Annotated in this window: 15 protein-coding genes; 1 reads left to right on the top strand and 14 read right to left on the bottom strand. The window is 32.6% G+C overall.

Features of this window, described 5'->3' with window-relative positions; translation table 11 throughout:
* Positions 1 to 185 precede the first annotated feature (185 nt).
* The 13 genes from dnaN to AC3EMB_RS13160 form a co-directional block, all read right to left on the bottom strand.
* Entirely contained in the window at positions 186 to 1,316 is a 1,131-nt protein-coding gene (dnaN, locus tag AC3EMB_RS13220; RefSeq protein ID WP_071732165.1) for a DNA polymerase III subunit beta, read from the bottom strand.
* A 30-nt stretch (positions 1,317 to 1,346) separates the two neighbouring features.
* Positions 1,347 to 1,790: an NUDIX hydrolase gene (locus AC3EMB_RS13215; RefSeq protein ID WP_053564301.1), complete on the bottom strand. Its 444-nt coding sequence runs from the start codon at positions 1,788 to 1,790 to the stop codon at positions 1,347 to 1,349.
* Between the two features lie 278 nt (positions 1,791 to 2,068).
* Positions 2,069 to 2,494 (bottom strand): GNAT family N-acetyltransferase, encoded by a 426-nt coding sequence (locus AC3EMB_RS13210; protein ID WP_053564302.1) that lies wholly within the window; start codon positions 2,492 to 2,494, stop codon positions 2,069 to 2,071.
* A 130-nt stretch (positions 2,495 to 2,624) separates the two neighbouring features.
* Positions 2,625 to 3,833 (bottom strand): L-lactate MFS transporter, encoded by a 1,209-nt coding sequence (locus AC3EMB_RS13205; protein WP_053564303.1) that lies wholly within the window; start codon positions 3,831 to 3,833, stop codon positions 2,625 to 2,627.
* A 279-nt stretch (positions 3,834 to 4,112) separates the two neighbouring features.
* Entirely contained in the window at positions 4,113 to 4,256 is a 144-nt protein-coding gene (locus AC3EMB_RS13200; RefSeq protein WP_071732166.1) for a hypothetical protein, read from the bottom strand.
* Between the two features lie 31 nt (positions 4,257 to 4,287).
* Complete coding sequence (locus AC3EMB_RS13195) at positions 4,288 to 5,304, bottom strand: serine hydrolase domain-containing protein (RefSeq protein ID WP_071732167.1); 1,017 nt, start codon at positions 5,302 to 5,304, stop codon at positions 4,288 to 4,290.
* A 101-nt stretch (positions 5,305 to 5,405) separates the two neighbouring features.
* A complete protein-coding gene (locus tag AC3EMB_RS13190) occupies positions 5,406 to 5,672 on the bottom strand; it encodes a heterocycloanthracin/sonorensin family bacteriocin (protein ID WP_001071389.1) in 267 nt (88 codons plus the stop codon).
* Positions 5,673 to 5,871: 199 nt separating this feature from the next.
* Entirely contained in the window at positions 5,872 to 6,318 is a 447-nt protein-coding gene (locus AC3EMB_RS13185) for an NUDIX domain-containing protein (RefSeq protein WP_000836831.1), read from the bottom strand.
* A gap of 16 nt (positions 6,319 to 6,334) precedes the next feature.
* Complete coding sequence (cutA, locus tag AC3EMB_RS13180; protein WP_416474316.1) at positions 6,335 to 6,682, bottom strand: divalent cation tolerance protein CutA; 348 nt, start codon at positions 6,680 to 6,682, stop codon at positions 6,335 to 6,337.
* A 30-nt stretch (positions 6,683 to 6,712) separates the two neighbouring features.
* Positions 6,713 to 7,171, bottom strand: coding sequence for a GNAT family N-acetyltransferase (locus AC3EMB_RS13175; RefSeq protein WP_488517757.1), 459 nt, complete (start codon positions 7,169 to 7,171; stop codon positions 6,713 to 6,715).
* A 76-nt stretch (positions 7,172 to 7,247) separates the two neighbouring features.
* A complete protein-coding gene (locus AC3EMB_RS13170) occupies positions 7,248 to 8,171 on the bottom strand; it encodes a nucleoside hydrolase (RefSeq protein WP_488517756.1) in 924 nt (307 codons plus the stop codon).
* A 162-nt stretch (positions 8,172 to 8,333) separates the two neighbouring features.
* Positions 8,334 to 9,695: a family 8 glycosyl hydrolase gene (locus AC3EMB_RS13165; protein ID WP_406652618.1), complete on the bottom strand. Its 1,362-nt coding sequence runs from the start codon at positions 9,693 to 9,695 to the stop codon at positions 8,334 to 8,336.
* A gap of 138 nt (positions 9,696 to 9,833) precedes the next feature.
* Positions 9,834 to 10,748, bottom strand: a complete 915-nt coding sequence (locus tag AC3EMB_RS13160) for a DMT family transporter (RefSeq protein ID WP_069355696.1) — start codon at positions 10,746 to 10,748, stop codon at positions 9,834 to 9,836.
* Positions 10,749 to 10,900: 152 nt separating this feature from the next.
* Between AC3EMB_RS13160 and norG the strand changes: the two genes are divergently transcribed.
* Complete coding sequence (gene norG, locus AC3EMB_RS13155; RefSeq protein ID WP_071732172.1) at positions 10,901 to 12,334, top strand: efflux pump transcription regulator NorG; 1,434 nt, start codon at positions 10,901 to 10,903, stop codon at positions 12,332 to 12,334.
* A gap of 44 nt (positions 12,335 to 12,378) precedes the next feature.
* Here the strand turns inward: norG and AC3EMB_RS13150 are convergent, their stop codons facing one another.
* Positions 12,379 to 12,909 (bottom strand): DUF4269 domain-containing protein, encoded by a 531-nt coding sequence (locus AC3EMB_RS13150; RefSeq protein ID WP_069355698.1) that lies wholly within the window; start codon positions 12,907 to 12,909, stop codon positions 12,379 to 12,381.
* Between the last annotated feature and the right edge of the window lie 94 nt (positions 12,910 to 13,003).

Raw genomic sequence — 13,003 nt, 5'->3', positions numbered from 1 at the left:
TTTAGGTTATTATTATTTTGCTTTGTATTTCAGATTTCCATTGCTGCTTTGTCTATGATTGAATTATATTATGTAGGATTTAGTAAACTGTTTGCTATACTAATACATCATTCTTATAATGTATTAATTTATGATTTCATAAAACAAAAGTCTGCTTGTACCTAATGTAATCCCTTCCTCTATCCCTAATAAGCTCTTACTGGTGATATAAGATGTACTGCTGCAGATTGCTCTCCTGCTTCAATCAATATCGGTCTCATAGAACCGCCAAAGCTTAAAGTAATCGTTTCTTCTTTTATTGCTCTTAAAGCATCAACCATAAAACGCCCATCGAAAGATATATTTAATTGTTTTTCACCTTGAATCGCATCTATTTGTTGCGTTTCGGATATTTGCCCAATTTGAGAAGCGTTTGAAGAAATTTTAATTGTAGATTCGTTTATGATTTCTAAGTTAACATTGTTATTGGCCCATTCACTTGCTAATAAACTTGATCGGTCTACACCTTGTAATATCTTTTTTCTATCTATGTTAATAATCGTTTTAAAGTCGTTCGGAATAAGGTTAGAAATATTAGGATATTTCCCTTCAATTAGTCTTGAATATAATGTAGTTGTTCCAAACGTAAATATAATATGACTCTCTGAAAGGTAGATATATACGAATTCCGAATTGCTGTTCATTAATTTTAGAAGTTCACTAATGGTTGCGCTCGGTACAATACAATTTGCTTTTACATCTGAGGAAAGTAGCGTTTCACGTATCGCTAGTCTATGTGAGTCAGTTGCAGCACAAATTAACTTATTATTAGATAACTCTATATGCACCCCAGTAAGAACAGGTCTAGATTCATTTTTCGCTACCGCAAAGACTGTTTGTTTAAATACTTCAATCAATTGCTCTGTCTCTACTTTGATTTCTGCATGATTGTCTATAAGCGGTACATTTGGAAACTCATCTGCAGGAAATCCATTTAAACTTAATGTGATTTCTTCTGATTGTATCGTAATTAATTGCTCATTCTTACTTTTTATTGCTATATCACTTGGCATTTTCTTTATTATTTCAATGAAATACTTTGCAGGTACAACAATAGTTCCTGCCTTTAAAATAGTTGCAATCTTTTCGTCTTCAATTGAAACAGGAATGAATTTTTCGATAAAAATATTCGAGTTACTTGCAATTAAAGTAATTCCAGATTGATCTGCAGTTATTTTTATACCAGATAATATAGGAATTAAAGATTTTGTTGATATCGCTTTGTTAACTTCTGAAAGTGCTTGAGTAAATTGTTTGTGATTAACGATGAACTCCATGTTTTCCCCACCTTACATGAGATAATATTTTTATGAAGATTGATGAACGATTGTTCCGTTAAAAAAGTACGGTACTGTTTCTTTCCTTTGTAATAAATCTAGTAAATGTTCTGGTATGCGTAAATATGGAGCTGCTATATGTAATTCCATCCAAGTAATCTCTTCGATTTCTTTTGGTCTTGATATATAGGTCTCCCCGCCAATTATTTCGCCTAGAAAATTAAAGAAAATTGCATGATGATCTCTTTCCTCGAAAAAGGCTTCGCTGATAGAACAAATCCCTTTTACGTTTATATGTAACCCTGTTTCTTCTTTTACTTCTCGAATTACTGCTTCTTCTAACGTTTCTCCTAATTTAACTGCGCCACCTGGTAATGTATAATAAGAACCATTTTCCCCTTTGTTTTTTACCATTAAGATCTTTTCATTAGTTTTATTGTACAAAATCGCGTATGTAACATTAACTTTTTTCATATGTACCTCCTCTATTTTTAATAAAAGGAATTTTCTGTCTTCTATCCATTCTACCATTAACTCCTTTTAATATATATAAGTTAGTAAAGTCTTGCCTTTACCGCTATTGATGGAGTTAATAAAAATAGGCTACTGATATAAAAAAGAACGTACCTTAGGAAGATTATCCAAAGTACGTTCTTACAGTTTTAGTATGAAAATTGATTCAATTAATACTTAAATTAATAATAACCTCGCCCTTATTGCATTTGTATTCCAAATACTAATGTTAACAAATTCTATGTACTTTTTAGCCGTTTTTCTAAATAATAATGATTATGTCCTTTCGGATGATCTTCACTTACTCCAATTACTTTATATCCATGTTTCTTATAAAAATCAGGAGCTTGGAAACTAAAAGTATCTAAATTAATTAACCTACACCCTTTTTCAATTGCAAACTCTTCAATAAGCTTTATTAACTTGCTTCCGTAACCTTCATGCCTATACTCTTCAGAAACCCATAGAAAGTCAACGTGTATATGGTGCCAAAAAGTTATTGCTGTTACCCCACCTACTATTTCTTCTTTTTCATTTCTTACTATGAAACTAACCTTTTCTGAAGGTGTTTTTTCTTCATCTGCGAGATATTTTTGATTATATTCAATTACTTTCTCTCTTATGTAATCACTATCTTCTTGTACCCACTGCTGTACTATTTTCATTTTAAGTGTCACGCTCCTTTTTACTTATCTATTCAATTTTAAAATGATATTGTCCTGTCTTTAATGAGTTGGTAAAGAAGCAAAGTTAATGGAATAAAAAAGAGCCCTAGTATGAGGACTCTTTTTAAAATTAAGCTACTTTCCGATGTAAATGTTTTAGTTCCTTTTTCTTTTCTACATTTGGTGGACGGATTAATATTGAAATAATGAAGGAAATAACACTTAAAACACCAATTATAATGAAAGTTGGTTGAAATCCTCCAAGTATCGCTCCAATGAATGATCCTGCAAGCGCACCAAATCCAAAACCTTGGTAGACAATCCCGTAATTTGTACTATGGTTTTTTAATCCAAAGAAATCTCCGACAATAGCTGGGAATATAGTTATATTACCGCCGAAGCAAAAGGCGACACTTGCTACACAAGCAAAATAGATTCCGTAATTTAGCGGAATAAAACTTAAAGTAAAGACTGACAATCCTATAATAATAAACGTTGCAGAGACAATTTTCATTCGCCCGATTTTATCTGATAACGTCCCAAGAATGATTCTACCTACTGTATTAAAGATTGCAATCATAGCAACGGCGTTTGCAGCGGTTGCTGCGCTAAGTCCAACAAGTTGTACGCCGATATCTTTTACCATACTGATTAAATACAAACCACCCATACACGAGGTGAATAACATAAAAAATAGCAGATATACTTGTTTCGTTCGCATCATTTCACGCGGAGTATAGTCATTGTGTAATGTTTCAGTTACAGTATTACTTACAATTGCCTCACGTAAGAAGAACGATCCGATTAACACTAAAAGTAACACGATAATACCCCAATATAAGAATGCTTGTGATACACCAAGGTTATCGATAAGATTTCCGTTTATATATCTAAAGATTAAGCTGCCCATTCCATACGCTGATACAGATATACCTGAAATAAGCCCTTTCCGATTTGGAAACCATTTAATTAAATTAGATAGTGATGTAATATAAGCTGTTCCATCCGCATAACCAACAACGACACCAGCTAATAAATATAATAGTGGTAAGGAAGAAATTTGTGAACTAAGTATTAAGCCGAGTCCTAAAACAATTCCTGCAGTAGCAATAAGTTTCCGAAGGCCTAATTTTTTCTGCAACTTGGCTGCAAATAAAGTTGAGAATGATAAAGAAAAACTAGTTATGGAGAAAGTTATCGCTACTGAATTAAGATTCCATCCAAACTTACTTACAAGGGGTTGATTAAATAAACTCCATGTATAAATTGTTCCAAGTCCAATTTGAACAATGATTGTACCTAGAACAATTAGTAACGGATTTATAGAAGTTTGTTTCATACTAACTGTCCCCTTCTTTTATCTTGACATGAATTTTCACAGTTAGTATATCCATCATAAATTGCAAGATACTGTACGGAAAATGGTAATTAAGTTCATATACACAAAAAGACACTTCATAAAGAAGTGCCTTTTGCAGGTTATATCAGATTTTTCTAAAGAAAGCTTTGTTAAGATAAGACATTTTCAAATGCTTATGTATATATGTTACCAAATGATTTCTTATATGTGATGGGACTTAAGACGTATTTTTCATTCATCATATAGTCGGATGAAAAATTAATATTCGATTTCATCAAAATCTTTCGGCTGCGGTACAGTTTGCATATTAGCTGCATCTTTAGGATCGCTATAGATCGCATTTTGTTCTGTATTTACATCTTTTATATTTTGCTTTTTATCTTTGTTCACTTTATCTTTCACTTTCAATCACTCCTTTTTGTTATAGGAGTAATTATGCCCTATTACCGTTACTAAATGTATCAGCGACTAAATTACTAAATTCACGTAGATAATATAAGTAATTATCACCGCCGTAGTTATATCTTTTGTTATACATTTTTGCAACAACTACATTATATTCAGGTATTACTAAAATAGTCGGTCCAGTAATCCCTAATATTTGATACGATCCTTTTGGAATACGTTCACCAAGTTCGCTTAATTGTGCAGGCTCATTTTGGATGAACCAAAACACCCCATTTTGTGGTAGCTCTTTGTTTATAAATGTTGGGCTCTGCAAACTCGTAGCGATTTTTATAACTTCTTTTGGAACAATTTGTTTATCATCTATCATACCTTGATTTAAATGAAGATTACCCCACTGCGCAAATTCTCTAGCTGAGACAAATAAATTTTTTTCAGTACCGTCATCTACCGTACCAATTTCACTAATTGCGTCTTCATTTGGATCATTAACAACGTCAACTAAATTTTCATCTCGCTGAACTCTCCAACCTGTTTCTTGAAAATTAGCAGGTTTAAACACACGCTCCTTTAACAATTCAGGAAAACTTTTGTTATATAGCTGATAAATAAGACGTGTCATCATTCTTACATTAATATCTCTATACGCCCATGATTGTCCCGGTGCAAATTCACGAAAAATTGTCCTGTCATTCGTTTCTTCTAATCCGTGCGAATGTGTTACTAAATGTCTTATCGTCGTTTTACTAAGCAATGCAGGATCAAAGTCTTTAAAATATTTTATCGCTTCATCATCAATAGAGTTTATTTTCCCCTCATAAAGCGCATACGCTATCATTAATCCTAAATAACTTTTTCTAGCAGAAGCAACGTTAAATTGTGAAGATGCTGTTACTTTCTTGCTTGTAGATGTATTTGAGTGATAACCACTATAATGCTCTAGTACGATTTTATTATCTTTTATAATACAAAGTGCTGTAGCAGAACTATGATTTTTTTCTTTTATATCCTCTACCCAAGAAATCAACTTATCATATGTATACAAATAAATCCCCCTTAATACACATCAAAATTACAGCATGAAAGAAAAGTGCAAAATAGTTTTTACACCTTTCTTTCATATAAAATAACTTGGATTTTCTATACTTAAATAATCCACCAGTTCCAGCAATTAAAGCAACTGAAACATCCTGCGCATCCTATACATCCGCCGCAACGACCTGCACAACCACCACATCTACCGCCACATCCACCGCAACGTCCACCACAACCTCCACATCCGCCGCAACGACGTGCATCGTCTTGAATGTAATAGTATGGATATTGACTTTGTTGTTGATCCCAATACACAACATTGCCAGTTTGATAATCATTAAGGTTTAATGATTGTAGTTCTTGTTGAAACTGATTCATTATGAAACCCTCCATTTATAAATGTAAATTCCGTCCAAATATGAAAGTTAATAAATTCTTTTAAACATAGTAGAAACAAGACTATAGACTAAATGCGTACATCAACAAAATATGAACTTACACTAGGTGATGTACCTTGTTTTTCAGCCTATTTTCTTTATATTCATTCGATGGACGTATTTACTATAAATAAAGTGATTTAAAAATTACTAATCCAACAATTTAGGAGTTCATCATTTAACTTACTTTCTAGTAATTCCTTTACTAAAGGCATTGGCATGATTTCATAATGATTTAAGGCTTCTTTATTATAAGCTATCCAGTGAAATGCTAAATGAGACTCGCTAGATTTCGGTGTTAAGTCCGTATGTAAATCTTGTGACTCTACTTCAAAAATGTGGTTAATTTCATGATGAAGAACTTCTTTATCTTGCCATTGATTTTCTATGACGCCTAAAAATTGTTGTATACTACAGTTTACTCCAAGTTCTTCTCTTAACTCTCTTTTTAATGCATTCTCTGCTGATTCTCCAATTTCAACATGGCCACCAGGTAAAAAATAATGATGGCCGATATATTCAGCAACTAATAATTTTTCATCTTTTATCATGACTGCTCGTACAATATGATGAAATTTACTTTTCAATTGATATTCCTCCTAGTTATTTAATGTATAGTTTCTCAAAATAGTCATTTAGTATTGGTATAATATAAATCATAGGTGTTTCATACGGATGAATATCATTAATAACTTCAAGAGCATCTTTTACAAGTTCTCGTTTACACTTTATTTCAACTTTACATTCTTGTCCTTCGCATATTTGACCAATTTCTCCATTAAAAGGAGATGCCTCTTCTAAAGGTCTCCAATATCCTTTCACTGAACTATAGGAAAGACAATGGTCATATTCGCCCGTTTTACATGCTCCAATTTTATATAATTCATCCCTTAATGTTTCAATATATTCTTCAGGAATGAACACTGCAATTTTCACTTCAGTAAATTGCATATTTCATTTCACACCTTTACTTCCTAATAGTTAAACAAATAAACGATATACTTGCTCACCATCATACTCCTGCCCTAATGATATGAAACCATATCGTTCATATAATTTCTTTGCAGAGAGATTATCTTTATGTACGGTTAATCTAATTTCTTTACACGTCTTAAACGTATTTTTTATTATATTAATACTTTCTTGTAATGCTGCTTTTCCATAACCATTACCTTGTTGCGATTGATCAATAATAAATCCGTTAATCCAATACATATCCGATGTCTCTATTACAACAGCATGCATAACAAAACCAACCATAAGGTCACCATCGTATATAGCGAATGGTATGTACTCTACATTGTCACCATCTGGTTTTATATATACTTTAGCAAGTGAAACTGATACAGCGGGGACAAATTTTCTTTGATCTTTTTTAACTTGTAACTTTAATGCATCTTCCCAATTGTCTCTCGTAACAACCTTTAACTGGACATTCAATATTGTAAGCTCCTTTATCTAGAGGATGTATTTTTATATTCAACGCATTGAAATAATTCCCTTTTTCGACAGCAACTTATAACATGATTTTTATAAAATCTTGAATGAATTTTTGTTCATCTATTTCTAGTGCTATATGGGCTCCTTCAGATATAGAGCTAGGGCGAAAATCAGCAAATGTTTGTCCTTTCGTATCTCCGTATGTATCTACATTTACTGTACGATGCACAAATTCAAAAAAACTTGGATTTACTAATCCACTTATTGCAACCACATCATGTAGCAAAGGTCCTGCCATAGATGGATTAAGTTTTTGGTATGCGGATAGATAGTAGTCATACATTGGTTTCATTATCATATGAAATGGATTCTTTGCATTAGCTTGAATATAGTTAAATACATTTGGTGTTAACACAGCTTTGTTTGTTACATTTAAAGGGAATATGAATAAATTCTTTGCTTGATGGAAAACAATTTTACTTGCTATAGGATCCCCATACACGTTTGCCTCCGCTAATGGCGTAACGTTTCCGACTTCTAAAAAAACACCACCCATGAAATAGATTCCTTTTACATTTAGCATTAAATCATTCCATAAATTAAACGCAATTGCTAACGAGGTAGATCTTCCTACATCAACAATCGTTAAATCTTTTCCGTGCTTTATAAGAATCGCAGCAATACTACCAAAATTGTATATTGGAATAGATAATACATTTTCCGGAACATGGATGGGCCCTAATCCTTCTGCTCCGTGAATTTCAGGATAGTACGTAGTGATTTCTTCTGTCAGTGGTTTTGTTGCACCACTAATGACAGGAATGTCTTGTCTATTTGCTAACTGTAAAATATACGCTGCATTATGTGCAGCATGTATATGCTCAACATTTCCGTATCCGGTTACAATACCGACAATTTCAATTTCGGGATGCAGTAAACCATACATAATGGCAAATGAGTCATCAATACCTGGGTCTCCGAAAAATAATACTTTTTCCAAGAAATACTCTCCCTTCATAAAAACATAGAGTCATCAATAACTATGTATATGAAAAAAGCAAGTATATCTATGCGAATTTTAGAATGGATAATGTTTTACAAAACATTAAAAAGGAACTAGCGAATGCTAATTCCTTTCTTCAGTAACCATTCTCAAATTTAATTAATTATCGTATCCTTCATAAATTGCATCATTTATTAGATTTTGTGTTTTTTTATCATCAGGTACAGGCTTCCACCAATTTCCTGTAATAAATAACATAGTTAATAAATTATAACTATCACTAAAATAACTTTCTCTCTTATTCTTCATCCAATCCCAACCACTATTTACCCACCTTTGATTATTGCTACTCGTTATACTTGCAGCAATAAACGGTGAAACAAATACAGCAGTTGGATAACTACCAATATTGGATCCATTTAATTGATAACCATCCACAATTTTAGAAGGATTTCCATTCGTTTTATTTTGAATCCATGAAGAGACTTTATCAGAAATGACTTTACTTCGCTTCTCGCCGTACATCGCATAGTCCATTACAATTCTTAAAGGTACTCGACTAGCATTATAATAATATGCATTTGTATATTCTGACTCATCTAAGAAGTCTTTAGGTGCGGGTTGTGGTGGGTTTTTTACAACGAAATCTGAAATAAGTCCTGTATTTGGAGAGTACTTATTACTAAATTGCGTATAAACATCGTACAAATTATTAATAACAGTAAGCCAAGTTTTATCACCTGTAAATTCATAAAATGCTCTAAGGTGTGACATCATCCAATCAGATGGTCTCGTATCAAGTGAACTTTTAGAATCCCAATCTCCTAAATTTAGTCGGTTATTATTTGTAACATTACTAGCTTTAATACCTTTTGTAATCATGTCTTGTGCTTCTTTCAAATAATTAACTGTTCCATTAGATCCCCACTGCTTATGAGCAAGAAGAAGAGAATACGCAATATCTAAATCTCCATCAGTAGCAGAATCAAAATGACCTTGTGCTTTTTTACTATCTGCGACAACCCATCCCATTAAATTAGGATTTTGAGAGCTTTTAAAAGTTCTTGCTGTTTTAAATAATCCGTCATAGATTTTTTGAGCATTCGAATCATAACCAGCCATTAATACTGTAATTATCATCCCATACCCTTGACCTTCTGAAGTTCCAAGTGGCTTAAACCCATCCGCATCACCTGTAATCTCTCCTTTTACGTAATAACCACCAGGTAAAGAAGATAAATCATTTTTCAAATATTTCTTTTTCCAATTATCGTAGTAACTTCTTACAGAAGCATTTAAACTTTCCTGTGTAACATGATTCGGTTTTATAACACCTGCATAATTAACTTGCTGGGGAAATGGTTTCATTTCCTTTGCAGCAGCTACTTGTTGATTAACTACGGGAATAGAATTTTGTATTGAATTGTCCGTTACACTTGCTGCGAAACTAGAATTAGAAAAACTAGCTAGTCCGATTCCTACAATAGAAATACATGTGAAAAATTTTCTTTTTCCATTCATTATGTTGTCAGCTCCTTTTAAAATGCTTACTACATAAAATGTAACATACAATATTTAACTGAAATACAAAATATTATATTTATCAACATAAGAAAGAAACTATATGAAAAAGTATCATAAAATCATTATTGAATTACATTATACGGATTGATTATTTGCTAAATTCCTATGTTTTTCTTTTCTTAATACTGGTATATGAGCAATCACAATTCCAAGTATAGTAATTCCTCCGCCAATTATCGAAACTAAAGTTGGCACTTCTCCTAACCATATCCAAGCAATGAAACACGCAGTTATTGGCGTTAAATATAGAGAACTTGTTGCTTCAGAAGCACCAGCACGAGATATAATATAGGCCAATGCAATATACGGGAGTACTGTTGGAAAGACACCTAAATATATAACGCTCAAGTTAACTTCAAGAGGAGCTACTAGTATTTCTTGATAAACTCCGGGTAAGAAAATAAGCATACATACAGTACTAGACAAAATTGTATATATGGTAAATGGTAAGAAGCCGTATTTTTTTAAGGAAGATGTTTGGAAAACGAAAAATAGACTTTCTGAAATCGCCGCTAATAATATAAATAATCCCCCGCTATTCAATTGAATAGCATCGCCCTGGCTAAATGAAATTAAGGCAATTCCTGCAAAACTCATTACACCACCGATCCAGCCATTTAATTTCATTTTTTCATTCAAAAAAACAGAAGCAAGAATTGCCGTTACTATTGGAGTGACTGAAATTATTAAACTTGCAGATCCAGCATTTACTGTTTTTTCGCCGTAGTTTAATGCGATGTGATAAATAGTAAATCCTAGAGCACCAAATATGAAAATTGCTGGGATATCCTTTAAATCCGGTAGTCGTAGTTTGTATATAAATGAAAATAACAAAAGTATAAATGAGGCGATTAATAAGCGTAGTAAAGTAAGGTGTTCAGGCGTATAAGATTCAAGCCCCAGACGAATTGCTGGAAAAGCAGTTCCCCATATAAGAATTGTAAAAGCGTGAGCACATATAATGCGTAAATCCCATTTTTTATTATGCATATTTTCTCTCCTTCCCTAAAAAACCAACCATTTTTAAATTACCAATTATTTCTTTTCATCATATTTAATAGTTGATACAATGTCTTCAACCAGTTATTTATCGGAAAAACCAACCACTTTGAATCTTTTAAATAAACGAAGGAGTTTTTTATATGACGACCGATAAAAAAGTGCCCAAATATCAGCAGATAATAGACTATATGAAAGAAAAAATTGAAAACGGAGAATGGCCAATTGGAAGTAAAATCCCTAGTCAGCGGCAGTTAGCAAAATTATTTCATGTAAATCGAAGTACTGTAATTACTGCGCTAGATGAACTTATGGCAGATGGTTTAATTCAAGGACAAATCGGAGCAGGAACAATTGTAATGAATAATACATGGTCATTATTAGCAACTAATCCTCCGCCCGATTGGAGTGAATATGTAAAAGCCGGTATTCATAAACCAAGTAAGTTAATGGTGCGAGAAATAAATGAAGCAGAAGCAAATAAAACGCTTATCCATCTTAGTAAAGGTGAACTTGCACCTCATCTTTTCCCGCTCGAAACTATGCAATCTATAATAAAAAACGTCAGTGAGGAATTAGATTATTTCGGATACGAAGAACAAAAAGGTTTTTATCCGTTACGTGAAGCAATAAGCAAATATGTAAGATCATTTGGAATACATGCATCACCGGATTCTATATTAATAGTCTCTGGTGCACTCCAAGCATTACAATTAATATCGATTGGTCTTTTACATAGAAAATCAACTGTTTTACTTGAACAACCTTCTTACTTATATTCACTTCATGTTTTTCAATCAGCAAATATAAATTTATCCGGTATATCAATGGACCATCACGGTATTTTACCTAACGACTTATTAAAACGAATTAAATATAGTCAAAAGAATAATATTTTATATTCAATCCCTTGTTTTCAAAATCCAACGGGGATATTGATGTCCAAAGAGCGAAGAAAAGAAATATTAAAAATATGTGAAAAAGAGCAGTTGCCTATCATCGAGGATGATATTTACCGAGAGTTATGGATTGATGAATCACCTCCAGCTCCTTTAAAGTCGATGGATAAACATGGACATGTATTATATATTGGTAGTCTCTCTAAAACACTTAGCCCAGGACTTAGAATTGGATGGATAATCGGACCAGAACCTGTTATTGATAGATTGTCAGATATAAAAATGCAAACAGACTATGGATCCAGCTCTTTATCTCAAAGAGTAGCTGCTGAATGGATAAATGAAGGTTTTTATGAAGAACATGTAGCAAACGTAAGAATGCACCTGAAAGAGCGAAGACAAATAATGATACGAGCTTTAAATAAATATTGTGCAGATATTGCATCGTGGGATATTCCTAGTGGTGGATTTTTTATATGGCTAAAGGTTGTACATAACATTCCGATGAAAAAACTATTTTCAGAGGCTCTATCAAAAGGAATTCTTTTAAACCCAGGACGTATTTATGAAGAAGAATCAGATCAGTACATTCGTTTATCATATGGATATGCTTCACCAGAACAAATGACTTACGGGATTAAATTGCTCAGTGAATTAATTCGAAAGTTAACGGCATAAAAAAATCCTCTTTTGTTTTTGGAGGATTTTTTTACGTATCTTATTTACCACAATTTCATTTCCTGCCCTAATAAAATAAGTTTTTCATAAGGATCTCCGTCAATATTTAATACTTGAGCAAAAGCAGGTTCTGTTTTTAAACCTTGTTCCTTTAAGCGAATAACTTCTTCCCTTATATGGGGATGTTGCATTAATAACATGTGTTCCACTATCATATGTCTATATGCATTTTGATTACGCACTGGCTTCGGTTGAGCAAATAATTCAAATTCAAAACCTTCGAATTCAAAATTCACCTTTATCGATTCAGTACCTTTAATTTTTTTCTTTTTTATGTTGAACCCTCCATAAGAACCATATAAAGATCTCATTTCCTGCTCAAAAACATCAAAGTTATATACTTCCATTACAATATCTAAGTCAGATTGAGGAGTATCAATTCTTATAGGGATTGTCCCGCAAAGAACGGGATTATATAAAGCTAAATCCTCCATTATGTTTAGGCTATTCAAAACATCATATATTTTTTGTTGTTTCTCATTGCCCGATTGTAAATATGTAATAGATGTAAACATAGAAGTCTCTCCTTCATTTAACATAATAATCATCTCACTAAATATTTAAATCATTGGGTTTTGTTCTAGGAGTACCTTTATTTCAATATATTAA

The sequence above is a fragment of the Bacillus sp. LQ16 genome, from assembly GCF_057784645.1.
Note: the sequence above shows the minus strand (reverse complement) of the source record. Positions and strands in the feature narration are given on the sequence as shown.